Origin of the sequence: Nocardia sp. NPDC047038 (assembly GCF_040644075.1) — a bacterium.
Taxonomy (GTDB): domain Bacteria; phylum Actinomycetota; class Actinomycetes; order Mycobacteriales; family Mycobacteriaceae; genus Nocardia; species Nocardia sichangensis.
In genome coordinates this window covers 1-26,141 of sequence record NZ_JBEYVQ010000021.1, presented here as the reverse complement: position 1 = coordinate 26,141, position 26,141 = coordinate 1, and the positions used below count along the sequence as shown (strand labels likewise).

Genomic DNA, 26,141 nt, shown 5'->3' with positions numbered 1-26,141 from the left:
GAGTGCTGGTTCAAACGATCCGACCCGCGAGGTCGACGGGAACATCGGTGGGCTGACCCACACTGGTCACCGTTGCTGCGAGGAATTCGTCCAGGAGTTCGTCTGCGCTCTCGCCGACGAGGCGGCGAAGCTGTCCGACAGCGTCGTCGGCGCGTTCGGAGACAAGTGCTTTCACGAAGTGACCGAGCGAGCGATGCAAGGTGCGGAGCCGCTCAGCGACAGTGCGCAGCAGCCGCAGGTCGGGTGCCGTCTGATGTGCGGCTCTGAAGACTGCGGCGATGTCCTCGGGTACCCGAGGGGCGATGGTTCGGCCACTGGCCCACATGCTCAGCTCACCCGGAGCCCGCGCGCCTGCGCGACGAACCGCCGCTATCGCCACCTGCTTCGTGTCATACGCCTCGAGCACCGAGCGGGCGGCCCGACGGAACTGCCCGAGTATCGCGTCGAGCGAAGCGACATCATCGTTGTCATGGCTGAGGGCTACGAGGCGGGCATGCACGGAATCCGTGCCGTCACCGGCCGGAACGATGATCGCGTCACCGGGGTGGACATGACGCAGGGGCCGATAGCGCTCGTCGTCGGCCACCACGAGTACAGGTGTGGCGAGGTCGCCGTCCTGGTCTATCTCATTCGGCGCCCACCAAATTCGTCCGTCTTCGAGGTGAATCGGTACGCAGCTTTCGGTTTCGTCGGAGCTACGCAAGTCGCCGAGTGTCGCGCTGGGCATTGATGATTCCATGGCATCGCCTGCGCGATTGAGCACATCGAGGAGCGAAAGCTCAGGTATACGCAGTTCGGATGGTACTGGCGGCGTGCTGTGGATCTCATCGGCGGATAGTGGGCCGGCGACAGCAGTCGGCTCGGATGCACCGAACGCCTGAAATGTAGTGCGCCGCCACGCATCGGTCGTGGCGTGCCAACCATGCAGCCTGCGCCGCAGAGCAGCGTCTTCGGCTTCGTAAGCGAGCAGCCAGGTCGCGCGCGCTTCACCACTGAACAGCAGAGCGAAATGCCGCGGTGGGGGATTGCCGGTAAGGATCTGGATGTCGGCGTGCCCCGGCGGGTAGCGCCTGGCAAAGGTGTCGACCTCGACCCTTGTACCGATACGTGTCCACAGTGCGATCTGCACGTCGGTCCGATTCGTTCCGTTGAGCGATTGTCTCGTAGCGACGGCTGCTGCCTTGCTGTGGCAGCGGATCACGATCCGCCCGCAGCTGCCGCGCTCCGCGCGTGCCAGCAGCTCCCAGAGTAGGCTGAGCTTCGGATTGGTTTCATCGAGATGCCGCCACAGCGTTTCCACGGCGATCTTGAGTTCACCCCATCGAGCGACGCTCCAGGCATACCATGGGCCGGTGCCCGTGAAGGTCATGCTTCTGAGAGCACGACGGAGGGCGTCGGGGCCTTCGCCAGGCCGGTCCGCGAAAGCGCACGCTCTGCGATAGTCGTTCACCGCCGCAGCCAGGCGGGTTCCTGAATTGAGCAGCTTGGTCGAGTAGTCGAGCGCTCGTGGCATGAGCCCGTCGGGCCGCGTCGCCAGACAGACGAACGCGCGAGCAATCGCAGCATTGATCTCGGTGCCGCCGGCACGGTATATCGTGAGTGGGGGCTGCTTCTCATGCCACAGCATCCACATGCTTGAGAGTGAACTCGGCGACGGCTCCTGCCGGTTGAGTTCGTAGACGAGTGCACTCACCTCCGCATCGGTCACGGCGAGGACAAGAGGCGTGGAATCGGTTGCGGTCACGGTTTTTATGAGGGATTCGTCGCCGATGTCGCCGACGACAACCGTCGAAACAGCCGAATGCTTCGACGCCCAAGCGAGCACTCGCGCACGGCTGTCCGGGTTGGTGATCGAGGTTGCGTCCAGGACGACAAGTGGCGGGTTGCATTGCGGCAGAGTGGGGTCGCCGACTCGAGTGTTGAAGTAGACGAGAGAACTATCGCCGGAACGGGGCGCGGCGCCAACCGCCGGAACGAGCTCTCCTCCGCGGGAAAGTCGTTGTGCCGATAGCGGGTTGCCTCGGTCGAGGGCCATACTGCGATAGTTGCGCATACGGAGCTGCCGGAGCTGCTCGGTCAAGTCCACGTCGAGTGCGGCAAGCACGACGGGTCCGGCGACCAACGGTACTTGCAGTCGCAGCAGGTGCATACAGATCGCGAGCGTGAGCGCGATCCTATGGTTGGCACGCGGCAGCTGAACGACTGCCGCACTTCGGGGCATCCGGTCGATAACGTGGTGGCTGAACGCGACCAGCAGTTGGTCGACCGCGGACACAGGTACGGAAATCTCGCCATCGACAAACGTGCTGAAAGCAAGGCCATCCAATCCCGTATCCGCGGTTCCCGGGAGCAACACGCTGATGAGGGATACCTCCTCGGTCACTTGAGTGCCTTCCGATTGCGAGAGAAGCTGTCGAGCTCCCAGTGCCGGGTGGGGGCGACGCGGAACCTGCGCCGGGTCAGATTGTCCGCGAAATCCCTTTGTGCGGAGGCAAGCCCGTGCACCAACATCACTTCGTGCGCGCCGACCTCGGCGATGATGGAGGACAGGCCCTTTCGGTCGGCGTGCGCCGACAGACCGAACTTCGCGACTCGAGCGTTGACCGTGAGCTCCTCACGGTCGAGTACGAACGTCGCCTTCCTGGTGGTTTTCGCCAGCTCGAGCAGCTCGAACCCCGGTGAGTCCTCGTCCTGATAGCCGGCGAGCAGCAGCGCGGCGTTCGGGTCCGGCAGGATCGAGCGTGCCCAGGTCACCGCCGGACCGGCTGTCAACATCCCTGACGTGGTGACTACAACTCCGCGGTGGAACGTGCGCATCAGCTGATTCCGTTGCCCTGGCTGCACCGCCGACACCTGCTCGCCATAAATCTTCAGCGGCCGAGGGGTTCCGGCGGTCTGCTCCTCGTAGATCTTCGCGATATCCTTGGCCATCCCATCGATGAGAACCGGCACATTCGGCAATCGATCGCGTAGCGTCAACGCGACTTCCTGCGCCCTCCCGAGGGCGAAAGCCGGCACGAGCACCCGCCCGCCGTTCGCCGGATCACCGACGGTCTCGGCCACCATCCGGACGAACTTCTCGACTTCGGCTTCGCGGTTTGAAATGCGAGGCCAACAATACGTCGATTCGATGACCAGTAGATCCGACCCGCGCGCCACATCCGGCACCACCAGACCGGGAACACTCAACTGGGCCAGGTCGGACACATCTCCGGTAACAGTGACCCGGTTCGGGCCTGCCGATACCACCACACCGGCCGCGCCGAGGATGTGACCAGCCGGAAACAGAGTGACCGTGACACCGGCGGCGATCTCGACGGTCCGGCCACACCGCACCTCCTTGATGCGGCGCTGCGCAGCATGGACCTGCACGGTTCCGTACGGCGGCTCCGCCAGCGGTTCATCATCCCGGACATGTTGCCCACGCGCTCGGTCGAACACCCGCACCGAATCGTTCCACATCGTCGGCAGGATCGCCGCGGTCTCGGGTGTACATATCACCGGCACAGTGGGGTATTTCGCGGTCAGCGCGGGAACATACCCGGCGTGGTCGTTGTGCGCGTGCGTGATCACGATCGCGGCGATCGGCCCGGCCAACGCCACATCGATATCTTCTGGTCCAGCTTGGTCGATCCGCTTGTTGGCACGCATTCCGGCGTCGATGAGAATCCGGATGCCGCCGACGCTCACCAGCATGCAGGAGCCGCCGATATCGGTGCCGCCGCCCAATGGGGTCAGGGCGATTTCACGCGGCTCGCCAACCCACACCGATTCCACTGGTGCGGGTGGCTCGAGCAGGGCGTTGAGTATCGACAACAGTACGTCCGGCGCCACATCGGCCCGGGCTAGCGCCGCCGCGAGCTTCGGGTCGGCCACCGACACCGGCGCCGATGGCCGGGCAGCGAGGGCAGTCGCGACAGCTTCACGCTCGCGCGGGTCCATATCGATGTCCTCGATTATCGGGTGATCGACCGATTCGGGGAGAATCGCAGTCTTCAACACCGCAGCCGCAGCTGACACATCCGTGACCCATTCCGCCGCCCGTGCACGCTCGGCGGCCAGCTCGGCTCGCAGTGCCTCGATGACGGCCAACGAGTCGTCCCGGTCCTCCTCGGCGGTTGTGAGGTCACGACGCAACCGGTCGGCCTCCGCATTGGCATAGTCGCGTTGTACCCTCGCCCGGTCGCGGGCTGCACGCGTCTCGGTGAGGCGTCGTTCGAGCCGTTCCAGCCGACGCATCGCGGCCGGGGGGACCGTGCCGCGAGCATCCGTGACCTCCGACTGTGCCTCGCCGTCGCCCCCGGTCTTTGCGGAAGACTTGGCCCGTCCACGGGCCGCCCGGATCGTGCGCGGGTCACACAGCTTCTTCGCCGCGGCGGCACTGACCGCGGCATCGTCAGCCAACAGCGCCACCACCAGTGAATGCGTCTCGGTCAACTCGTCTCGGTAGTTCTGCCCGAGTTCGGCTCGTAAGGCGCGTACCCGCGCCACGAGTTGGAGCAGTCCGGCCTTATTCGCCCGCGCGAATGCGTGCGGGTCGATCGTCTGTTCCGCGTATGCCTGTGACTTCAGGGCAGCTCGGGCAGCGTCGAGGAGTATCGCATCGAGCAGTTGCGGCGCGGTCCGGCTCATCCGTGCACACGCCGGGTCGCGGCTACCATGACAGGTTCGAGTGCGAACCGCCCATCCTCACGTGAACCGATGAGCACCCCGAGCATATGCAGCACTTCGACTACGTCTGCCGTGTCTTTGTACCCGGCGGGGGCCAGCTTGTTCGGGGTGAGTGCCTCGGATTCATCGCTGCTGCCCTCGCTATGCATGGTGAGGTATTCCGCGAATGTCTCAAGATCGGCGCGATCGTCGGCGCATTCACGCACGAGCAGATCCCATGCTTGACTCAGCGCCTCATCGCTGCGAACTCCTGACGCCTCGACCAACTTACGGCAGTGCTCGCGGTCGGTCAGCCGATCGCGGATCTCACGCAGTGGGTCCGAGCGCAGTCCAGAACCGTGCTTGGTCCAATTATCGGCGACGATGTTCAGCAACATCGGCCAGCCACCCGTTACCGCGAGCAATTCGTCACGAGCCGCGTTGTCTTGGAAGGGCAAGGTCGTCTCGGTCAGCCACAGCCGCAGGTCGGTCCGATCGTAGCGGCGCAACTCGGTAAGTCCGGAGGATATGCTGGCCTCCCGCCCCGCGGCCGGCCATGCCGGCGCTTGTGCGGGCCCGGACACGAGCACGATCCCCAAGGTGCCGCCGGAGTGGACGGCGATCAGCTCCCGTGCCTGTTTCCATGTCGCCGCAGCGACCTCCCAGGTGACGTTCCTCAGCAGGTCCACCAGCACGATCACGTGACCATCGGGGGCTTTGTATGCCCCTTGGTGACAAACTTTGGCAAGCGTTGTCGGACTCGCTCGCACAATGTATTTGCGATGTCCCGACACCGCACGTTCGTTCTCGTCCTGTAGTGCTTTCAGACACCGTTCGATAGTCAGCGCGGGCGAGCCTATGACGTGGCGGACTTGACTGCGCGCAGCCAGCAGATCCGCGATCTGCTGCGACGTCAACGGCCCGCGGGTCGGACCTCCGCTGAACTCCGGCCGCATCATGCTACCGTCGAAACTTTCCGGCAGCTCGATGGACTCGGCTTGATCGAGAACCGCCTCCACCTCCTCTTTGGCACCGAGCAGGTCGAGCACGTTTGGTGTGCGCAGCCGGTATCCCTTGGCCGTGTAGGACAGCACACCGAGATCGACGCATTCATCAAGCAGCGCCCGGAACTCTCCGGCGCGAACGTCCTCGGGGGAGAATCCGGTGGGCCACCACGTCTCGCACTCGGCGCGCAGCTCGCTCGGCGACATCGTCGCGTCGATGCCGCCGGCGTGCGCATGGAGTGCGACGCTGTAAGCGATGATCTTGTATCGCGGATCGAGGTCGAGAGTCCAATCGAAGCGCTTGCGGAAAGACTTCCGCAGACCCGGGTCCGCCCACACTCTTTCGATATCGTCGGCGATCACGGTCTGCGGCGGAGCGTCTTCGGGCATCGCGTCGGATTGCAGGTTACGCAGCAACTGTGCGGCGAACAGCTGAATGAGTGCGGGCTGGTTGTTCGCGAGTGCGAGAACGCGGGCTGCGTGATCAGGGTCGTCGAAGTGATAACCCAACGCCCGCAACGGACGAGTCAGCAGGTCATAAGCGGCCTGAGGTGCCAGCGGGCCGACGCAGACGGGTTCTCCAAAGTGCGCGAGCGGATGGTTCGCGAGGCGATCGAACCTCGCCGTTTGATGCAGCCCGGCGAATACCACCTTCACCGCACGTCTGGTCCGTTCCATCAGCTCCTTGAAGTGGGTCACGTGCGTGAACATCCCATTGACAGCTTCGGCATCGCCGTCTAGGAATTTGTCGGATTCGTCCAGGAGAAGTAGCAGTTGCCGCTTCGGTCTGGCCGAGACCCACTCCGTGACGTGTTGGGTGAGCGCACCGGCGACATCACCCGCGGGCATATCCGGTGGCACGATGTCCCGCTCGGCCAGCAGCGGCCACAGCGTCGTCCACACCGCATCGACCGGCACCGCTCTCCCGATCTTGAAGATCGACTCGTAGATCGCATGCCGGTCTTGCTTGTCATCGAACTCGCGAGCCGCTTCCAACAGCAGCGCCGACTTGCCGAGCTGACGTCCGCCGTACACGATGCAGGGACCCATCATGTCGATGATCTTGCCGCGTTCGTCGTTGCGGCCGTAGAACATCTCTTGGCGGATACTCGCCCCCGGAACGTCCGGTGCGAACGGTGCGGACGCTGTGAACGGCAGCAGCGTCGACATCGTGATTTCCCGATTCGGTTCCGGCTGGCACGACAGATACGCGAACGCGGCGTCATCGATCACGATCGTCGCGGGCAGCCGCCGGTCGCGACGGAACAACGCCGCCAGTTCGCGGCGCGCGTCGGAGGCGAGCACACCGAAGTAGAGCACCACGATGGAATGATCGTTCGGCTCGTCGCGCAGCATCTCCACGAGTTCGCCCGGTGTCGGGGCGCGCCAGATGCCCAGCAGACGCAACGAGTCGCCGGACGGACTCATCGCCGACCCGAATGCGGGCAGTAGAGCTTTGCCGAAGCTGGCCCGCACTTCGTGCAAGTCCAGCCACGTACCGCGGCCGCCGGAGTGCCCGCGCCGTGCGGGCGGATTGGTTGCCTTGTCGAAGGTGAATCCGACCTGTCCGAGAATCGACCTCACGTTACCGATCCCAGCTTGGAAGGACCTGTTTTTCGCAAGCAGAGTCCATTGCTCGATCCGGGACGATGCGGTCGTTCCGCGACCGACCCGTCGAAGCTCGATCTCGGCGTGGCGCAGCGTATCGCGGAGCGCACCAGCCGGGAGATCGTCGGTCGACATGCCCGCTTCCAGAGCATCGTGCAGTTGGACGAGGATCGGGCGTCGGTCAGCACCGTGCCCGGGGCGATCGGCGGCGAACGCGTCCGGAAAACCACCCATAAAATGGCACAGGTGGTCGGAGGCGGCGTGCTTGGCGGGCAGTTGGCGACCGGCTCGGACCGTCTCCACGTATTCCGCCGCGGTGGTCAGGTCACCTTTGTCGATACACTGCTGAATCCGCTCCACTGCGTCGGCGGAGATCTCCAGGGTGTCGAGCGCGCTTCTGACGGTGCTGATTTCCAACTTCACAGCCTCGGCTCGTTCGAGCTCGAGCTCGCTGAGCCTGTCGAGCACGATGTCGAAGTCGCTGCGAGCGCCGCGATGCGGAGTTTGACAGGCTCGCACGCGGGTAGTCAGATCGGTCCATTTATCCACGGTCAACCGCCCGGACAACCGGTCGGAGTCGATACGAGCCGCGAGTGCGGCGGCGTTTTGATCCACTTGGTCGACGGAAGCGTCGATGGCCTTCTCTCGCTCCGCCGACAACTGCTGTGCGAGCCGCGAGTTGCGTGGTCGCAGCGTTTCGATGAGCAGCTGGGTCCCCACCTGATCATGTCGCGCGGCGCGCTTGTCGAATGCCTTGATCCAGCCGTTGTCACCGGCGCGTAGAGCGTCGAATGCGGTTTGTATGTCGGCCAACTCGACCGAACCGCGTGGCTTGATCGACGGGTAGAGTTCCACGGCAGGCGCCAAAGTCAGGAGCCCGTTGAGCGTGCGCGCGGACGAGGTCTCAGGCCCGTCGACAACCTCGGTGCCCATGAGCAGGTCCAGTGCGTTGTTCAACAGTTTCAGCCCGGCATCGGTCGCGGCATCGCGGGCCACGTCCCCGCTGTCACCCAGCACTGCCAATTCAGCCAGTGCTGGTTCCCGGACCGCGGCCACCTTCGCCCGCAACTCCGCGATTGGATCGGTCATCCACGTACCACCGTCGGACGGCAGCACGTTCTCCGTCGTATCGACCCATCGTGCCAACAGTTCGGTAACCTCACCCGCCCAGTCGAGCAACTTGATCCGCGCTCCGGCCTCGATCCGCTTCGCGCTCCGCTTTCGGCTGCGGGCTTGCGCGGCTGCCCGATCAAGGGCTTGCTCGAGACTGCGCGGCGTGCGCAGATCGGCGACACGGGTTCGGACGAACTGCAGGTCTTCCAGCGACGGTGTCCCAGATGCGACGATATTGAGAGGTACACCGAGATAACCATCTTCCGGCGCCATCCAAACCTGCCACAGTTCGGTTGCCGGGCCGTATTTGATGGTGCGATTCGGGGCGTTCCTGAGCTTGGCGGCTGCCTCCCGGGCGAATGCGTCGTGTTGCGATGCAGCCTCCGACGCCTCGATCACCGCATTGACATTACGAGGAGTCAAGTACACCCCGGCGTAGATCGCGGCCTGCAGCACTTCCGTCAGCGCGGCGACCGCGTCTCCGGAGCGCACGACGCTCGCGGACGCACGCAGTGGATCGGATGCCCCCGTGATCGGAGACAGCAAGCCTGCGCGCACCGATGCTCCGTACACGAGCATTTGCAGACCGGGATGGTCTCTGAGATCGCGTGGTTCGAGATCCGCGATAGTCGAGGCGAATTCGGCGGCATTGGATCCGGCGGAGGTCTTCATCGCGGCGGCGAGCGCCGCGAGCCGGTGCGCAGCTTGAATCGAGGTGTCGGCGTTTTCCGCGACCTTGGCCCAGTAGGCCAGTGACAGTTCGCCTGATCGGAGCAGTTCGCTGTACAACGAGTCCGAGCCTGCTGCCTTCGGTGCGACCGAGGCGGGGGCCGGGGGCGGGACAGCTGGGGCCTGCGGTGAACGCGGCATCGGGACGATGAGGTCCAATTGGGCGAGAACATCTTCGAGCCCCGGTTCGGTCTGCTGTCCAGCAGATCGAACCTCGTTCGTCGTATCCGTGCGCGAATCGGCGACAGTTGCGTCGGCGCCACCGTCCGCTGCGTCACCGTGGCTCGTTGCGGCACTGTCGTCACCAGTGGCATCGCCGCTGAACCTGGCTGTGTCGTCGTCCGCCGGGCGGTCGTCGGGCAGGGCCGCATCGGCGTAGGTGACGGGCGGTGGGGTGAGCGTATCGCTGAGGGCGAAGGCGCCGGGGGTGTTCACGAAGGAGAGCAACGAATTCGCGGCGGGTAGTGCGGCTGCCTTGACCATCTGCTCGAGTTCGTGGGCACGCTGAAGGTCTCGGCCTGCGAGGGTGATGAGTTCCAGCAGGGCCAGGAGAGCGCCGACCGTCTCCGCATCGCTGTCGACTGTCACGTCGCAGGCCAGAGCCTGAATCAGCGTGATTTGCTCGGCGAGGAAGTCCGGCCCGGTCAACGCCGCAAGACGTCGAACTTGCTCGACCCGCTCATCGGCGGCATCCGCCTCAGCTACAGCGTCGTGGGCTCGCTGTAAGGCCGCTCGCGCCGTGTCCAGGTCAGCGACCGACTCATCGGCGGTAGCAGCTGCGGCGGCCAGCAGCACGCGCAGATGCACGGAGAATTCCACGATCCCGGCAATGTCGGTAGTCTCGACTGGCAAGCCCGCAGCGATCGTGCGAGTGAGAGTCGGTAGGACTTCTGCGGTAATCGACTGCCGCTCCTGCTCCAGTCGCTCACCTGCGGCAATGAACTCTGCCAATAGGGTCGGGTTGTTCCCGGTACGAAGTTCTCGGACCGCTTCGGCCGAGAGGTTCTCGGTCAGGCCGGTCATTCTGGACTTGATGACATCCGCCGCAGTCACGCTGAACAATCCGACCGCCTCCGGCATGCTCGCTTCCTCGTCACTGGCATCGACAGTCTCCGAATCGTCTACATAGTCGATATCGCTCAGTTCGGAAAGGATCTCGACAAGCTTCTCCAGGGAAGCGGGCACTTCCGGCAGAAGCGGATATCGCTCCCGAACCGACCCCCACACGTGCTGGATGGCATCGATTTGCGCTGTGCTCCAGAATGCAGGCGGGTCCGCGTGCAGCCAGGCGAGGGCGGCCACATCCCCCGCGTGCCTGCCGACAACCATTGACGACCAGGCCGCCGCCCGCACTACCGATGTAGAACCAAAGTCTTCGATATCGATCGTATCGGCGTCGTTCCAGTTATTCATCAGCGATTCAACTGTCTGCGGCAACTCGTCAGGACGGGCGCGCAGGATCGCGGCGAGTTGGCGTTCGGTCAGCGCGACAGTTGCGGCGGTCACCGCGATCGCTCCGTGGAAGCAGTCGTGGAGGATCCGCGCCGCATGCTCATCGTCGGCGCGAGCAAGGCTGGACTGGACCGCCGTGGCCATCGCGGACAACGATGCGCCGCTGCGATGCTTGAGATGTCGGTACAGGGAACTGGTTTCGACACGAGTCAGCTTTGGGACCTCCGCGATGAGGTTGCCCCGGCTGATGGCGCTTGCCGCCGATTTCGAGAGCCTGGCTCGCCGTAGGATCTGGGACTCGTCCTCAGTAAGCCGTACGTCCGTTGAATGGTGCCTGTCATCATGGGACTCGCTCAAAATGGCTACCCTTCACTCGCATTAAGGCCGATATCCCTGCAACTCGGGCGTGTCGCGGTCGGCCCGATAGAGCCGTACGACCTGATTCCGATGGCCCATCCATACCACAAGCTGATCCCCTGACGTGTTGAGTCGCAGTAGATCTGAAGGCAACTGCCGGTTGCGCCGTGCCATGCGCAGCAGTGCCGCGGGCCCCGGTTGCGGCGCAGGTTCTCCAAGAGGTCGGCGTACGACTGCGACGCCCGATCAGTATCGGGCGGCGGCTCCATCGCGGAGGGCGGATCTAAATAGTGCCGGGCGACCCAGACAAGATCGGCCTCGGCATGCAATGTCGCGATATCAGCACCGCAGAAGACATCGAGGGATCGAACCACCACCCGGCTCCGATCTTCTGCGTAGAGTAGGGGATCTCATCGTGTTCGGGCACGGTTAATCACGCTGTCTTGCAGTGTATTTCATAATTGAAGCATCGCGGGCGCGGATTGTGAGTTGTAGGAGTGATCAAACCGCTGATCCCGGTCGCGGGTGGTGGAACGTCCGAACTCGGCAAACACCGACGAATCGCCACGTTGACTGCGAACAAGGGCAAGGACAACACCTCCGAGTGACACCCGCGGGGCCTCATCGCATCGAAGTCGGCTGATCTTGAAGTCCGCCGATTTTGCCGGTCCAGTTGCCCTTGTTTCTTGATTCCTACAGGACTCGAACCGGGGCAACCGTTTGACCTGCATTTATACGGTCCTGTTGACGATCCGCAAACCGTGCGTGGATCGCGAAACCGAATTGACCTGCGGAAACGCTGTCGTGTATGTGCCCTCGGCAGGATTCGAACCTGCGACACCCGCTTTAGGAGAGCGGTGCTCTATCCCCTGAGCTACGAAGGCTGGGTGGGCTCGAGGCCCGCCCGGGACGTTCGCAGTCTACCGGGTAACGGGCTTGGAGGCCGCATCGCTGTCGTATGGGCGTTGGTGGACGGGATCAGAAGCCCCCGTCGAATCCTCCGCCGTCGAACCCTCCGCCGTCGTAGCCGCCTCCGTCGAACCCGCCGTTGTCATAGCCGCCGGAGTAGTCCCCGCCCTGGTCGTAACCGCCGGGGTAGTCGCCGCCCTGGTCGTAACCGCCGGGGTAGTCGCCGCCTTGGTCGTAGCCCCCGGAGTAGTCCCCGCCCTGGCCGCCGTCCCCGCCGTCCCCGCCCTGGCCGTCGTCCGCGGCCAGTCCGTCTTGGAACCCTTCGCCGTAGCCGCTCTCGAAGCCGTGCGCGTCGTAGCCCACTCCGGACATCCCGGAGAACAGGGAGGTGAACAGCAGGGCCGAGCCGAGGCCCCAGGCGCCTGCGACCATGGCGGGTTTCCACCAAGGTTCGGAGTACCACCCAGCCGGTACCGGTCGTCCGGCCACTCGGCCGCCGGGGTAGTAATTCGGTGTCGATGACGAGGGTTCGGGGGCGGCCTTGATCTGCCTGCCCTCGTACTCGACGACGCGCTTCTCGGTCACCTGCCCCGCGGCGTCCTGGCCGTCGAGTCCGGGGATCGCGGGGCCCGGGTCCATGTTCATCGCGGTCCGTGCGGCCCTGATGTAGTAGAGCCCTTCCAGCGCGGTCTGCTTCGCCAGCCGTGCCTGCGTGGGCGTGCGCGCCTGGTCGAGTTGCGCGCCGGCCGCGAGATGCCGCTCGGAGGCGTCGGCGAGTGCCTGGACGGCGGCGTCGTTGCTGCCGGAGAGGCTGTAGACCTGGCCGCCGAGCCGTTCGTTCACTTGCCTGGCGTCGGCGAGAGCGTCGGCCAACTCGGTAGCTTTACGCTGTTCGCTCTGTTGTGACTGCCATATCAGCAAGACGATCAGCGCGCCGAGTATCAAGGCGATAAGCAGCCAAAACATGGGCACCTCTTCCGCGGGATCTCGGACAAGGCCAGTTTACTGTCGGCTTGCTGAGGTCTCACTGAGTGTGCGGGTCACGGCGTCGCGGCGGGTGCTTGCGCCTCGTCGTAGTCGGCGGGGTCGAAAGTCTTGGTCTTCCAGCGGTACAGCAGGGTCGCGCCGGGCCAGTTGTTGGTGATCCGGCCGGAGGCGTTGCGGTACCAGCTGGAGCAGAAGTTCCAGGGGGTGTCTTTCAAGCGCTTCTGCAACCAGTCGTCCCAGCGCTGCTCGGCGGCGGGGCGGGCGGCGAGGTAGCGGCCGGGACGATCGGTCAGGTACCGCACGACCTGGCGGATGTAGCGGGCCTGGGATTCGAGCATGTAGATGATGGAGCCGGAGCCGACGTTGGTGTTCGGGCCGTACATCATGAACAGGTTGGGGAACTGGGGCACCGAGAGTCCGAGGTAGGCGCGGGCGCCTTCGTCGCCCCAGACGTCGGCCAGTTTGCGTCCGCCGAGGCCGTAGATGTTCATCGGGGCAAGGAACTCGGTGCCCTTGAAGCCGGTACCGAAGATGATGACGTCCACGTCGTGCTCGACGCCGTCGGCGGTGCGGATTCCGGTCGGCGTGATCGACTCGATGGCAGTGGTCTCCACGGTGACGTTCGGCTGCGCCAGCGCGGGGAAGTACTCGTTGGAAAACAGTCCGCGCTTGCACCCCGCCGCGTAATCGGGAGTCAGTTTCGCGCGCAGTTCGGCGTCGGGCACCTGCTTTTCCCGGTGCCGGTCGGCCAATGCGATCACGGGGGTCTTGATCGCCGGGATGTCGGTCAGGCCGAGGGCGAGCGCCTCGAAGAAGGACCAGATGGCGAAGCGCTCGGCGAGGCGGCTGGGCGGAAAGTATTTGAACAGTGCGTGATGCAGAGCGCTGTACTCGACGTCGGCCTTCGGCAGCACCCAGGCGGCGGAGCGCTGGAACAGCGTGAGGTGACCCGCGGTCGGCTGAATGCGCGGGATGTATTGGATCGCGCTGGCCCCGGTGCCGATGCAGGCGATGCGCTTGCCGGTCAGGTCGACGTCGTGATCCCACTCGGCGGAGTGGAACGCCGGACCGGTGAAGGTTTCGATGCCAGGGATGTTCGGCAGGGCCGGGCGCGAAAGCTGGCCGACCGCCGGGACGAGGATGTCGGCGGTCAGTTGCGCTCCGTCGGCCGTGCGGACGGTCCACTGGCCGGTGCGCTCGTCGAACTCCGCGTCGGTGACCTCGGTGCCGAAACGGATGAAGCGTCGCAGGCCGTGCCGGTCGGCGACGCCCTGCATGTACTCGTGGATGTCGCGCTGTTCGGAGAAACGCCGTGGCCAGTCGGACTTCGGCTCGTAGGACCACGAGTACAGCGGGGAAGGCACGTCGCAGGCCGCGCCGGGATAGGTGTTCTCCCGCCAGACGCCGCCGAGATCGGTGGCGCGCTCCAGAATCGTGAAGTTGTCCAGCCCGGCCCGCCGCAGCTCCAGCGCGATGCCGAGCCCACCGAATCCGGCGCCGATGATGATGATGGACGGCGTCGTCATCCATATAGAGTACGAGCCGGTATCCGCAGGTCCGAAGACATCCGCGGTCATTCAATCGGCATTTCCGGCCAGCGATAGCGTCAGTTCCCGGCGAGTTGGCGTGCGATGACCAGACGCTGAATCTGGTTGGTGCCCTCGAAGATCTGCATCACCTTGGCCTCGCGCATGTAGCGCTCGACCGGGAAATCCTGGGTGTAGCCGTAGCCGCCGAACACCTGGACCGCGTCGGTGGTGACCTTCATGGCGGCGTCGGTGGCGACGAGCTTGGCCACGCTGGCCTGGCGCGAGTACGGCAGGCCCGCGTCGCGGCGGCGGGCGGCGTCGAGGTAGGTGGCGCGGGCGGAGTCCACGGCGGCGGCCATGTCGGCGAGCACGAAGCCGAGCCCCTGGTGGTCGATGATGTGGCGGCCGAACGCCTCGCGTTCCTTGGCGTACGCGACGGCCTCGTCGAGGGCGCGCTGCGCCAGGCCGGTGGCGACCGCGGCGATGCCGAGACGGCCGGAATCCAAGGCGCTGAAGGCGATCGAGAGTCCCTGTCCCTCGGCGCCGACGCGACGTTCGGCGGGCAGGAACGCGTCGTCATAGGCGGCGGTGGTGGTCGGCACGGCGCGCAAGCCCATCTTCTCCTCGGGCTTGCCGAAGCTGAGCCCCTCGGTATCACCGGGGACCAGGAAGCAGGAGATGCCGCGGGAACCTTCGCCGGTGCGGGCGAACAGGGTGTAGAAGTCGGCGCGTCCACCGTTGGTGATCCAGGCTTTGGCGCCGGTGATCCGGTAGCCGCCCGCCACGGGGGTCGCGCGACAGCGCAGCGCGGCCGCGTCGGAACCGGCGTGCGGTTCGGACAGGCTGTAGGCGCCGATGGTCTCGCCGGAGAGCATGTCGGCCAGCCAGCGTTCCTTCTGTTCCTCGGTGCCGAAGGCGAACAACGGATGGCAGGACAGGCTGTGCACGCTGACGGCCACGGCGACGGCGGCCCACCGGGCGGCGAGTTCCTCGAGCACCTGGAGGTACACCTCGTAGGGCTGCGCGCCGCCGCCGTATTCCTCCGGATACGGCAGGCTGAGCAGCCCTGCGGCGCCCAGCGCGGGGAAGACGCCATCGGGGAAGATCCCGGTCTTCTCGCACTCGGCCACGCGCGGTTCGAGCACCTTGTCGGCGATGTCGCGGGTCAGCTCCAGCAGGTCCCTGGCCTCGGAGGTGGGCAGCATTCGGTCCACTGGCATGTCGTCTACTCCACGGTCGCTCGGTGCGTCTCTCGTGATTCACAGTAACCGGGCGTGTCCGGCGGCTCCTTCACGTCGGAAGGCGGTCGCGGCGAATCCAGGGTGCGGCACGGCGGGACATTCCGGTCCGGACACGATTTGCGGCGGATACGACGAGTTCGGTGCAGAATATTCCGACCGGAGCGGCACCTGGTGGCCGAGTGTGAACTGTTGCAGGACGCTCCTTCTGCACGTGCAGTTGTGTGTACAGGTGCGCGTGAACGTCGCTGCGACGCCGGGGTATTCGTGCTGGTAACCGTCGTTGTGCGCGAGGCATGTCCACATCGCGGGAAGGGCGTGCCGATCGGTTTGTCTCAGTCGGGTGATATCGCTGCGCTCGCCTGGCGCACTGACGCCACACTCGACTAAGACAGAAGACTGTCGGGATCCGGGGTCGACCGGTGTGTCGGCGGCAACGCAGGGGGTGCCGCCGCCACACCGGCCCGGAGCGCTGGTGTCGGCGGTTTTGTCTGTTCTAATATCTGCGTATGAATGCAGATAACCAGGAATGGCGGCCGCGTCTCGCGGAGGATCAGGTCGGACTGGTTGTCGAGGTGTTCCGCATGCTCGCCGACCCCACCCGCGTGCAAGTGCTCTGGGCGCTGGTCGACCGAGAACTATCGGTGAACGACCTGGCCGGACAGGTCGGCAAGCCGGCGCCTTCGGTGTCCCAGCATCTGGCCAAATTGCGCATGGCGCGGTTGGTGAACACCCGCCGATCGGGGACGACGATCTTCTATCGCCTGGAGAACGAGCACGTCCGGCAACTGGTGGTGGACGCGGTGTACAACGCCGAGCACGCGGGCCCAGGCGTTCCCGCGCATCATCGTGGCGCGAGCGCGCTGCGTGAACTCCCCGGCCGAGACGAGGCGAGCGCATGACCCATCGGCACCATCACCACCACGGCGACGGACATCATCATCACCGGCATCCTTCGGGACCGTTCGCGGTGCTGCGGGAGATCTTCGTCCCGCACAGCCACGACGCCGCCGACAGCATGGATGACGCGCTGGAGGCCAGCGCGATCGGCATCCGGGCGGTCAAGATCAGCCTGGTCGTGCTCGGATGCACCGCGGTGCTGCAACTGGGCATCGTCGCCGTGTCCGGCTCGGTGGCGCTGGCCGCGGATACCGTGCACAACTTCTCCGACGCGCTGACCGCGGTTCCGCTGTGGATCGCGTTCGCCCTCGGCCGCAAGGCCGCGACCCGGCGCTACACCTACGGCTTCGGCCGGGCGGAGGATCTGGCCGGGTTGTTCGTCGTCGCGATGATCGCCTTGTCGGCGCTGATCGCCGGATATGAGGCGGTGCGCAGGTTGCTCCATCCGGTGCCGATCGAGCATCTGGGCTGGGTCGCCGCGGCCGGGTTGGTCGGGTTCCTCGGCAACGAGACGGTCGCGCTGTACCGGATCCGCGTCGGCCGGCGGATCGGCTCGGCGGCGCTGGTCGCCGACGGCTTGCACGCGCGCACCGACGGTTTCACCTCGCTGGCCGTGCTGCTCGGCGCGGGCGGAGTGGCACTCGGCTTCCCCCTCGCGGATCCGATCGTCGGGTTGCTCATCACCGCGGCGATCCTCGCGGTGCTGCGAACCGCGGCACGCGACGTGTTGCGCCGCTTGATGGACGCCGTCGAGCCCGGGATGGTCACCGCGGCCGAGCGAGCGCTGGCCGCCGAGCCCGGCGTGCAGGGCGTGCGCAGCCTGCGCATGCGGTGGATCGGTCACCGGCTGCACGCCGACGTCGAGTTGGACGTCGCCCCGACGATCACGCTCGCGGACGCGCACCGCGTCGCGCACGAGGCTCAGCACGCCCTGACCCATGTGGTGCCCAAGCTGGACACCGCTGTGGTGCATGCCTATCCGGCGCATACCGAAGTCGCGGTCTCCGGGCCGGGTCGCGCACCGAGCTGACCAGCGCAAACTGATGGCGTATGCCGTCGGATGGGTGGTCGCGGTTCTTGCTCCGCGGCCCCTGCCCACAGCGGCCTACCGTTGGGTAGCATCCCCGGTGTGATGTGGCTCATGGTCGATGCGTGCTGAACCATGACGCCGCGTGTACCGACTCTCCCTGAACTGCCCGACCTGGGTCTACGCAGTCGCAAGCCGGAATATTTCGACATCGTCGCGTCGATTGGCGCGGAAGTGGATCCGCCCGAAGCCGGTCTTGCCCGCGACTACGCGGAGTATCCATGGCAGCGCGTGCGACCGGTTTATCGCAGCGGTGCGCACCCGGCCATCGAGTTGTGCGTGCGACGGTCCGAGCAAGTCGTTGTCGACCAGGCGCTGGGCCACGCGGACGGCGACGGCACCGACGCGCCGAATGTGCCGGTCGACATGACCACGCCGTTCGTCACCTACTCCGCGTCCGACTGCGTCACGGCATTCGCCGAGCGCCTGCGCACCGAGCGCGAACTGCTGGAACCGCACGCGCCGATCGGCCGCCGCATTCCCGAATACGTCCGCCACGGCAAGGAATCCAGCACGATTGGGCAGGTGCTCGCGCATCGGTCCGGCGTGGCGAACCCGCCGGGGGAGACGCTCACCGTCGCGGACCCGGGAACTGCTGGTACGGAACCCGATGGTGGCCGAGACCGATGTGGCTTTCTGTGGGGAAGTCATCGATGGAAGAAGGAGTTCCGATGTTGAGCACTATGCAGGACGAGCCGTTGTCGTTGGCGACGTTGCTGCGCTACGCATCGACGTTCGCTGGGGATTCGACCGTGTCCACATGGACCGGTACCGGCGTGCGCACCATGACCTATCGTGAGGTCGGCGCGGAGTCGGCGCGGTTGGCGAACGCGTTGCGCGGGCTGGGCATCGGGGTCGGTGACCGGGTGGGCACGTTCATGTGGAACAACAACGAGCATCTGGTCGCCTATATCGCGGTGCCCGCGATGGGCGCGGTGCTGCACGCGTTGAACATCCGGTTGTTCCCCGAGCAGGTGGTGTATGTGGCCAACCACGCCGAGGATCAGGTGGTGTTGGTGGACGGCACGCTGGTGCCGTTGTTCGGGCAGATCCTGCCGCACCTGACCACGGTGCGCCACGTGATCGTGGTCAACGGCGACGCGGCCACGCTCACCGCGCCCGAGGGGGTGCAGGTGCACTCCTACACCGAACTGCTCGGCGCGCAGCCGGACACCTACGACTTCCCGGTGATCGACGAGCGCGCCGCCGCGGCGATGTGCTACACCTCCGGCACCACGGGGGATCCGAAGGGTGTGGTGTATTCGCATCGGTCGAACTGGCTGCACGCGATGCAGGTGGCAGCGAACAACGGGATGGGCTTGCACGGCACCGACTCGATTCTGGCGATCGTGCCGTTGTTCCACGCGAACGCGTGGGGTCTGCCGTATGCGGCGTTGATGGCGGGGGCGAATCTGCTGATGCCCGACCGGTTCCTGCAGCCGGGTCCGCTGCTGGAGGTGATGGCCGCGCAGAAGCCGACCTTCGCCGCGGCGGTGCCCACGATCTGGGGTGGGGTGCTGGCCGGGTTGGCGGCCAACCCGCAGGACATCACGCATCTGCGTGCGGTGGTGGTGGGTGGTTCGGCGGTGCCGCCGTCGATGATGCGCACCTTCGAGGACAAGCACGGGGTGCGGGTGCTGCACGCGTGGGGGATGACCGAGACCTCGCCGCTGGGTAGTGTGGCGCATCCGCCGGCGACCGCGGTCACCGAGGAGCAGAAGTGGGCGTATCGGGTGACTCAGGGTCGTTTCCCGGCCGGGGTGCGGGCGCGTCTGGTCGGTGACGAGGGTGTGGTCCCCAACGACGGGGTGGCGTTGGGGGAGTTGCAGGTGCGTGGTCCGTGGATCACCGGGTCGTACTATTCGCCCGACGGCACGGTGATCGATCCGGAGAAGTTCGACGACGGGTGGTTGCGGACCGGGGATGTCGGCAAGATCAGTCCCGACGGTTATCTCACGCTGGTGGACCGCTCCAAGGACGTGATCAAGTCCGGTGGTGAGTGGATCTCCTCGGTGGATCTGGAGAACGCGGTGATCGCCCACCCGGCGGTCGCCGAGGCCGCCGTGATCGGTGTACCGGATGAGAAATGGGACGAGCGTCCGTTGGTGGCGATCGTGCTGGCCGAGGGTGCGGAGGCGAAGCCGGAGGAGTTGCGCGAGTTCCTCGCCGACAAGTTCGCCAAATGGCAGCTGCCCGAACGGTGGACGTTCATCGCCGAGGTCCCCAAGACCAGCGTGGGCAAGTTCGACAAGAAGCGGCTGCGCGCCCAGTACGCCGACGGCGACCTGGACGTCACCACCCTGTCCTGACGCCGCTGCCCCGCGTCACCACTTCAGCATCGGCAGTGGTGACGCGGGGTGACTGCGCAACCGCCGCGCGACCAGGGAGACGAGCTTGCGGTGGAAGCCGTGGTTCGGATAGCGCTTCGCCAGCTCACGGTAGGTTCCGCGCGAGATGCCGAACCGGCCGAGCAAGCCGAGTTCGACGTCGATCGCGTCGGCGCGCCGGAAGATCTCGACCGGGTCGTGCGGTGGGCCCGCCGGGCGGATCTTGTGATGCTGGTCGATCATCGCCACCACCAGTTCGGTCAGGTCGTCGCGGTCGATGCTCGCCAGCCAGGCGCGCGCCTGGTCGCACGAGGGCGCGAGGTAGTCGAAGCTGCCCGCCGACCAGATGCCGATGTCGTGCAGCACGGCCGCGCTCAGGAACTCCTCACGGGCGCTCGGCGGGGTTTGCCGGTCGTCGGCCAGCAGATCGCACAACGTGAGCACCCGCAGCACATGATTGGTGTAGGCGGCGCGGTCCGCCCCGAGCTGTTGGCGCCACGGCGCGAGCCGGGCCTCGACCTCATCGCGAAGATCGTTGCTGCTCATGGCGGTTCACCCTACGCGCAGCCGTCCGTGACGGGCGGCGGCGACGCGCGGGCACGGCGCCGCATACGCGAGAACACCCGGCGCGGGCGAAACGGTTTGCCGCGCCGGGTGTTCGATTCGGTGGATCAGCAGTTGCGCAGTTCCGGGCTCTGGTTGAGCAGCTGGGCCCGGGTGCCGATGAACGTGGTGTAGGTCTCGCCGCCGACCGAGGAGAGCGGGAACGCCGCGACCCGGTGGCAGTTCTGGAAGGCGAGCTTCACGCCGAAGTGCCGCTCCAGCCCACCGCGAATCGCGTCGGAAGCCATGGCGCGCAGCAGTTGCCCGCGCGCCACCTCGTCGGGCGGCGCGATCGTGTTGTCGGCGAATTCGGCCGTCCCGGAACGCAGCTCACCGGCTACGCGGCTGACCACTTCCCAGGCGTAGGGCAGCGAATTGCGTACGACCTCGACGAAGTCGGCGTCGTCGACCTCGCCGCGTTCGGCGCGTTCGAGTACTGCGGTGGGGACATCAAGGGACATGGCGCTCTCCTCCAGTGCTGAACGTCGATGCGATGCCACTGAAGTCTAAACGAAAGTCGTTGTCAATAATGCTGGATTCGGCGCGAAAGTGCCTTTTCCAGTGCGGCTTTCGTGTCGGCGGCCAGGGTCGAGACCAGTTCGCCCGCGGGTAGCTCCGGTGTCAGCTCATGGGTTTGGCCCGCCCAGAGGTTGACCTCCTCGGGGTTGCCCGCCGCCCGCGCCTCGGCTCGCAGCGGGGCGGTGGCGTAGTGGATCTCCGGGTATCCGGTCGGCGCGGTAGCGGTGTGCCGCACCAGGAAGCGGTTGCGCAAGCCGCGTGCCCTGCGTCCGGTGAAGGCGCGGGTGAGCATCGTCGGGGTGTCGGCGGTCAGCGCGGCGCGGTGCACCTGACTGGTGCCCGCCTCGGGGCAGCGCAGGAACACCGTGCCCAGTTGCGCGGCCGCGGCGCCCGCCGCGAGCGCGGCGGCGATGCCCGCGCCGGTCGTGAGGCCGCCGGTGGCCACCAGCGGCAGGTCGGTGGCGGCGGAGAGCAATTGCAGCAGCGCCAGCAGCCCGAGTGGGTCGGTGGCGTCGTCGGCGGGCCGATCGGTGAACGTCGCGCGGTGCCCGCCCGCCTCCGCGCCTTGGGCGATGAGCACGTCGGCGCCCGCCTCGACGGCGACGCGCGCCTCGGCCACCGAGGTGACGGTGACCCAGGCTTCGGAACCGGCGGCATGCAGCCGCTCGATGTCCGCGGCACTCGGGCAGCCGAAGGTGAACGACACGGCCGCGACCGGGTCGGCGACGAGCAGGTCCAGTTTGGCGTCCCAGTCGTCGGTGTCGAAGCGCGGATCTCCCAGCTGGTGTTCGGCGCCGAGTTCGGCCAGATAGTCCGCCAGATCGGCGGGAGGAGTCGGCGGGCCCGGCGCGAAGAGGTTCACGCCGAACGGCTTGCCGGTGGCCGCGCGAGTCGCCGCGATCCGCGCCGCGGTGTCGGCGGCGCTCAGATAACCGGCGGCCAGCTGGCCGAAACCGCCCGCTTCGGCCACTGCGGCGGTCAGCTCGGGGGTGGAGGGGCCGCCCGCCATGGGGGCGAGCGCGATCGGAACGTCCAAGTGGTCGAGGATCACGGTTCGATTGTCGCGTATCTGGACATGTGACCCGGGCCTCACCAGCGTTTTTCCGCTGGAAGGTTGCGGAATGGTCACGACGCGGTAGAGTTCCCGTCACGACGGATGCCAAACCGTTATCCGCCCGGCTTCACCGGATCGTTATCGAACCGGTTCCGCTAGGGCTCCGGCATCCCGGACCCTGTTGTACGACCGAGGATTCAGCTTTGTCGCAGCACCGTGTAGGCCCAAGTTCCATAACCGTCCAGAGCCTCCTCGGCGACGGCGGCGAATCGGGCCGTCCGACGCGGCACCGCGCCGAGCCGTCCGCCACCGAACGAGTCAAGGCCGCCGCCACCGCGGCGGTTGCCGCGGGTGCCTTGATCGGCGCTGCCAGCCAGGTCGCTCCCGCGCTCGCTTACGCGTCGCCGCTGCTGCCCGGTTCGCACGATGCCGACGAGGAGACGCAGGCCGCGCCCTCCACCGTGAAGGGTACGAGCATCCTTCCGATCGTCGAGGCCAAGGCCGCCGCCGAGCCGGTCGCGCAGGCCGCGCCGGAGCCCGCCGCGGTCGCGGGCCAGATCGCCGCACCGGTCGCGGCGCCGTTCGGCATTCCCAACCTTCCCCCGGAGGTCATCGGTCCCTTGGCGCAGGCCGAGGAGGCCCTCAAGGGCGTGCAGCAGCAGGTCGCTCCGGCGTCCGCGGTGCGCCCGGTGGCCGGTGAGATCAGCTCCGGCTTCGGCAGCCGCTGGGGCGCCATGCATTACGGTCTCGACTTCGCCGACTCGCTGGGCGCGCCGATCCACTCGGTCAGCAACGGCACCGTCATTGAGGCGGGGCCCGCCTCCGGTTTCGGTCTGTGGGTGCGAATCCTGCAGGACGACGGCACCACCGCCGTCTACGGCCACGTGAACGAGATGTTCGTGCACGCGGGCCAGCGGGTGAACGCGGGCGACGTGATCGCCACCGTCGGCAACCGGGGCCAGTCCACCGGTCCGCATCTGCACCTGGAGATCTGGGACCAGTCGGGCGCCAAGATCGACCCGATGCCCTACTTGGCCGCCAAGGGAGTGCCCCTGGAGTGGGGCCCGTCGGCGCACTGACATTCCCTGTCCGGCTTGATATTCCGATCAGCGCACGGTTGCGCGCAGCGAAGCCTCCCGCGTCCCGGTGACGTGGGAGGCGGTTCGCGTCCTGGTCTCGTAGAGCTGCCCCACGGACACCGGTCGGTCGCTAGGCTCGGGCCGTGATCGAGCTGGGCGACATCTTCGAGCCTGGGTCACCGCACGGCCGCGCGTACGCCGTGCTGGTGCACCATCCGCGGTCGAGTCTCGCCGATATCGCGCAGTACCTGGGCGTTTCGGAAGACCTCGCCGCGGACTCGCTGGATGTGTTGTGTGAATTGCACGCCGCGGTCCGCGTCGAGTCGCCCGACGGCGAACCGCTGTGGGACGCGCACGCGCCGGAATCGTTGTCCGAAGCCGAGGCTCGGCGCAGGCAGCAGGAGATCAACCAGATGCACGCCGCCGCAGCACGCTTGAGCGAGACGTTCCGCTCGGTGCGCCGCTCGCCCCGCGGCAACGGCGCGGTGGTGCCGGTGTACGAGCGGCTGGAGATGCTGGCGGATTTCGAGGAGATGCAGACCGGCGCGCGCAGCTGCGTCAAGCTGGTCGAGCGCGGGCCCTATCTGAGCGATCCCGAGCGCGAGCGCCAACTGTTCGAACTCAAACGCGCCAGGCTCGCCGACGGCATCCGCTACCAGACCTTGTATCAGGACACCGTCTATCAGGACCCCGAGCGCCTGCGGCACGCGCTGTCCACCAACGCGGGCGGTGCGCAGGCCAGAACCCTGCCCGAGCCGCCGCTCAAATTGATCATCAGCGACGACGAGCGGGCCAGCCTGGTGCTGCACGCCGACGAACGAAGGCCCGACCCGATGGGTCTGCGCATCACCGGTTCCCCCACGCTCGAGTTGTTGATCAAGACCTTCGACGTGCTGTGGACGATGGCGGCGCCGATCTCGGTGAACCCGGCCGCGGAGGCGCTGGACGAACGCGACCGCGCGATCCTGACCCTGATGGGGCTCGGCGCGACCGATGACACCATCGCGCGGCGACTCGGGATGTCCCGGCGCACGGTGGTCCGCCGGACCGCACGGCTGCTGGAGCGCCTCGGGGCGAGCACCAGATTCCAGGCGGGGGTGCAGGCCACGCGGCGCGGATGGCTGTGACCAAGCTCACCGATTCGGGCACTAGTGCAACACGATGGCGTAAGTACCGATATAACGGCAGGGATCAGGCAAGACACCGATTCCAGGGGGGCGGATGGTGTCCTACGAGAGGACAGCATTCGACAAGGGGGATGCGGACCGTACCGACGGCATCCGCGGCAATCCAATACAGCGCGCGGGTTCAGTGGTCAGCCCCTTATATGATTGCTCGGTCCGCGCTGGCCCCGGATAACAAGCCCTGAGCAGGGTAGAGCCCGGGTCCTGGCTCGATCCGAGAGGTGAATGCACTCGAATGGAAACCGCCCGTCGCTCTGCTCGCGGTAGCCGTCGCCGCAGGTCGGGCAGTCCGCTTTTCGCGCAGCTGCTCACCGCCGCGGTCGAGTCCGCCGCCACCGAGGTCGCGATCCGGTTCAACCCCACGGGGGACCCGGCCGACGATCGGGAGCTCACCTACGCCGAGCTGGACGCGGCGTCCTCGCGGCTGGCCAGGGAGCTGATCGAGCGCGGTGTCGGGCCCGGCGACGTGGTCGCCATCGGAATCTCGCGCAGCGTGGAGTCGGTGCTCGCCGTCTGGGCCATCGCCAAGACCGGCGCGGCCTACGTGCCGGTGGATCCGACCTATCCCACCGACCGGATCAATCACATCGTCGCCGACTCCGGCGCCACGGTGGGTCTGACCACTTCGGCGCACCGCCCGGTGCTCGGCACCGGTGTGTACTGGATCGAACTGGACGACCCGGTGCAGGCCGCTCGCATCGCCGCGCGCCCGGAGCACCCCATCTCCTACACCGACCGGGTCCGTCCGCTCGACGAGCGGCACCCGGCCTATGTCATCTACACCTCCGGCTCCACCGGCAAGCCCAAGGGCGTCGTGGTCACGCACAGCGGTCTGGCCGGGCTGGTCGCCGCGGAGCGCGAGCACTACGGCGTGACGGAGGACTCGCGCGTTCTGCACGTCTGCTCGCCGAACTTCGACGTCTCGGTGCTGGAACTGCTGCTGGCCTTCTCCTCCGGCGCGACGCTGGTGATCGCGCCGCCGACGGTGTTCGGCGGTTTCGAGCTGGCGGATCTGCTGAGGCGCGAGCACGTCACGCACATGCTCATCACGCCGGGCGCCCTGGAATCGGTGGATCCGGCCGGACTGGACGACCTGCAGGCCGTGGTGGTGGCAGGTGACAAGTTCGGCCCGGAACTGGTCGGACGCTGGGCGGCCGAGCGCGAGTTCTACAACGGCTACGGGCCCACCGAGGCCACGATCCTGGCCACCAGCACGCCGCCGATGACGCCGGGCGAGCCCATCACGATCGGCACGGCCATCCCGGGCGTCGGCGCGTTCGTGCTGGACTCGCGGCTGCGGCCGGTTCCTGCCGGGGTGGTCGGCGAGCTGTATCTGTCCGGTCCCGCGCTGGCGCAGGGCTACCTCAACCGGCCGGGCCTGACCGCGGAGCGATTCGTCGCCAGCCCGTTCGGCGCCGACAGCGGCAACCCGGCGGCGCGGCTGTACCGCACCGGTGATCTGGTGCGACGCACCGAATCGGCCGGCCAGGACGGCGGCGTCATCGAATACCTGGGCCGCTCGGACTTCCAGGTGAAGATCCGCGGTTTCCGCATCGAACTGGGCGAGATCGACAACGCTCTCACCAGCCATCCGGATATCGACTTCGCGGCCACCCTGGGCAAGGCGCTGCCATCGGGTGCGACCGCACTGGTGTCGTACGTGCTGCCGCGCCCCGGCGCCGACGTGGACACCGACGCGCTCGCCGAGTACATCGGTGAGTCGTTGCCGGGGTACATGATTCCGGCGTCGATTGTGGTGTTGGACGAGATTCCGTTGACGCCGGTGGGGAAGTTGGATCGGGCGGCGTTGCC

At 66.6% G+C, this 26,141-nt stretch carries 16 protein-coding genes and 1 tRNA gene; 7 read left to right on the top strand and 10 right to left on the bottom strand.

Annotation, left to right across the window (positions count from 1 at the left end):
• Window positions 1–10: 10 nt before the first annotated feature.
• From ABZ824_RS35270 to ABZ824_RS35240, 7 genes are all read right to left on the bottom strand, one after another.
• The gene (locus ABZ824_RS35270; protein ID WP_356968677.1) at window positions 11–2,383 is read right to left on the bottom strand and encodes a hypothetical protein; all 2,373 of its coding nucleotides are present in this window, start codon (window positions 2,381–2,383) and stop codon (window positions 11–13) included.
• The gene (locus tag ABZ824_RS35265; protein ID WP_356968675.1) at window positions 2,380–4,632 is read right to left on the bottom strand and encodes an MBL fold metallo-hydrolase; all 2,253 of its coding nucleotides are present in this window, start codon (window positions 4,630–4,632) and stop codon (window positions 2,380–2,382) included. The genes ABZ824_RS35270 and ABZ824_RS35265 overlap by 4 nt, the downstream gene beginning before the upstream one ends.
• A complete protein-coding gene (locus ABZ824_RS35260) occupies window positions 4,629–10,700 on the bottom strand; it encodes a hypothetical protein (protein WP_356968673.1) in 6,072 nt (2,023 codons plus the stop codon). The genes ABZ824_RS35265 and ABZ824_RS35260 overlap by 4 nt, the downstream gene beginning before the upstream one ends.
• Before the next feature lie 1,024 nt (window positions 10,701–11,724).
• Window positions 11,725–11,797 (bottom strand) — tRNA-Arg (locus tag ABZ824_RS35255).
• Window positions 11,798–11,891: 94 nt separating this feature from the next.
• On the bottom strand, window positions 11,892–12,788 hold the full coding sequence (locus tag ABZ824_RS35250; protein WP_356968671.1) for a DUF1542 domain-containing protein: 897 nt from the start codon (window positions 12,786–12,788) through the stop codon (window positions 11,892–11,894).
• Window positions 12,789–12,862: 74 nt separating this feature from the next.
• Window positions 12,863–14,335: an NAD(P)/FAD-dependent oxidoreductase gene (locus tag ABZ824_RS35245; RefSeq protein ID WP_356968767.1), complete on the bottom strand. Its 1,473-nt coding sequence runs from the start codon at window positions 14,333–14,335 to the stop codon at window positions 12,863–12,865.
• A gap of 80 nt (window positions 14,336–14,415) precedes the next feature.
• Window positions 14,416–15,558, bottom strand: coding sequence for an acyl-CoA dehydrogenase family protein (locus ABZ824_RS35240; RefSeq protein ID WP_355079979.1), 1,143 nt, complete (start codon window positions 15,556–15,558; stop codon window positions 14,416–14,418).
• Window positions 15,559–16,085: 527 nt separating this feature from the next.
• Between ABZ824_RS35240 and ABZ824_RS35235 the strand changes: the two genes are divergently transcribed.
• From ABZ824_RS35235 to ABZ824_RS35220, 4 genes are all read left to right on the top strand, one after another.
• A complete protein-coding gene (locus ABZ824_RS35235) occupies window positions 16,086–16,478 on the top strand; it encodes a metalloregulator ArsR/SmtB family transcription factor (RefSeq protein WP_355079977.1) in 393 nt (130 codons plus the stop codon).
• Window positions 16,475–17,506 carry a cation diffusion facilitator family transporter gene (locus ABZ824_RS35230; RefSeq protein WP_356968668.1) on the top strand — a complete coding sequence of 344 codons (1,032 nt, stop codon included), beginning with the start codon at window positions 16,475–16,477 and terminating at the stop codon, window positions 17,504–17,506. The genes ABZ824_RS35235 and ABZ824_RS35230 overlap by 4 nt, the downstream gene beginning before the upstream one ends.
• Before the next feature lie 132 nt (window positions 17,507–17,638).
• Window positions 17,639–18,241 carry a serine hydrolase domain-containing protein gene (locus ABZ824_RS35225; RefSeq protein WP_356968666.1) on the top strand — a complete coding sequence of 201 codons (603 nt, stop codon included), beginning with the start codon at window positions 17,639–17,641 and terminating at the stop codon, window positions 18,239–18,241.
• On the top strand, window positions 18,235–19,872 hold the full coding sequence (locus tag ABZ824_RS35220; protein WP_356968664.1) for a long-chain fatty acid--CoA ligase: 1,638 nt from the start codon (window positions 18,235–18,237) through the stop codon (window positions 19,870–19,872). Before ABZ824_RS35225 ends, ABZ824_RS35220 begins: the two co-directional genes overlap by 7 nt.
• 15 nt (window positions 19,873–19,887) lie before the next feature.
• Here ABZ824_RS35220 and ABZ824_RS35215 read toward each other — a convergent pair whose 3' ends face one another.
• The 3 genes from ABZ824_RS35215 to ABZ824_RS35205 all read right to left on the bottom strand — a co-directional run bounded on the left by ABZ824_RS35215 (window position 19,888) and on the right by ABZ824_RS35205 (window position 22,063).
• The gene (locus ABZ824_RS35215; RefSeq protein ID WP_356968662.1) at window positions 19,888–20,436 is read right to left on the bottom strand and encodes an HD domain-containing protein; all 549 of its coding nucleotides are present in this window, start codon (window positions 20,434–20,436) and stop codon (window positions 19,888–19,890) included.
• 125 nt (window positions 20,437–20,561) lie between these two features.
• Entirely contained in the window at window positions 20,562–20,954 is a 393-nt protein-coding gene (locus ABZ824_RS35210; RefSeq protein WP_355081478.1) for an SCO5389 family protein, read from the bottom strand.
• A gap of 62 nt (window positions 20,955–21,016) precedes the next feature.
• Complete coding sequence (locus ABZ824_RS35205; protein WP_356968661.1) at window positions 21,017–22,063, bottom strand: nitronate monooxygenase; 1,047 nt, start codon at window positions 22,061–22,063, stop codon at window positions 21,017–21,019.
• 206 nt (window positions 22,064–22,269) lie between these two features.
• Between ABZ824_RS35205 and ABZ824_RS35200 the strand changes: the two genes are divergently transcribed.
• The 3 genes from ABZ824_RS35200 to ABZ824_RS35190 form a co-directional block, all read left to right on the top strand.
• Window positions 22,270–23,145, top strand: coding sequence for a M23 family metallopeptidase (locus ABZ824_RS35200; protein WP_355081482.1), 876 nt, complete (start codon window positions 22,270–22,272; stop codon window positions 23,143–23,145).
• Window positions 23,146–23,288: 143 nt separating this feature from the next.
• Entirely contained in the window at window positions 23,289–24,272 is a 984-nt protein-coding gene (locus ABZ824_RS35195) for a LuxR C-terminal-related transcriptional regulator (protein ID WP_355081484.1), read from the top strand.
• Between the two features lie 292 nt (window positions 24,273–24,564).
• Window positions 24,565–26,141, top strand: a 1,577-nt coding sequence (locus ABZ824_RS35190; RefSeq protein WP_356968658.1) for an amino acid adenylation domain-containing protein, incomplete at its 3' end; no start/stop codon positions are given.

Bases quoted from the DNA above. Each gene is read 5' to 3' on its own strand.
- ABZ824_RS35260 (WP_356968673.1), bottom strand. From the start codon at position 10,700: ATGGCCACGGCGGTCCAGTCCAGCCTTGCTCGCGCCGACGATGAGCAT.
- ABZ824_RS35245 (WP_356968767.1), bottom strand. From the start codon at position 14,335: ATGACGACGCCGTCCATCATCATCATCGGCGCCGGATTCGGTGGGCTC.
- ABZ824_RS35210 (WP_355081478.1), bottom strand. From the start codon at position 20,954: ATGTCCCTTGATGTCCCCACCGCAGTACTCGAACGCGCCGAACGCGGC.
- ABZ824_RS35215 (WP_356968662.1), bottom strand. From the start codon at position 20,436: ATGAGCAGCAACGATCTTCGCGATGAGGTCGAGGCCCGGCTCGCGCCG.
- ABZ824_RS35265 (WP_356968675.1), bottom strand. From the start codon at position 4,632: ATGAGCCGGACCGCGCCGCAACTGCTCGATGCGATACTCCTCGACGCT.
- ABZ824_RS35220 (WP_356968664.1), top strand. From the start codon at position 18,235: ATGTTGAGCACTATGCAGGACGAGCCGTTGTCGTTGGCGACGTTGCTG.
- ABZ824_RS35235 (WP_355079977.1), top strand. From the start codon at position 16,086: ATGAATGCAGATAACCAGGAATGGCGGCCGCGTCTCGCGGAGGATCAG.
- ABZ824_RS35240 (WP_355079979.1), bottom strand. From the start codon at position 15,558: ATGCCAGTGGACCGAATGCTGCCCACCTCCGAGGCCAGGGACCTGCTG.
- ABZ824_RS35250 (WP_356968671.1), bottom strand. From the start codon at position 12,788: ATGTTTTGGCTGCTTATCGCCTTGATACTCGGCGCGCTGATCGTCTTG.
- ABZ824_RS35230 (WP_356968668.1), top strand. From the start codon at position 16,475: ATGACCCATCGGCACCATCACCACCACGGCGACGGACATCATCATCAC.
- ABZ824_RS35225 (WP_356968666.1), top strand. From the start codon at position 17,639: ATGACGCCGCGTGTACCGACTCTCCCTGAACTGCCCGACCTGGGTCTA.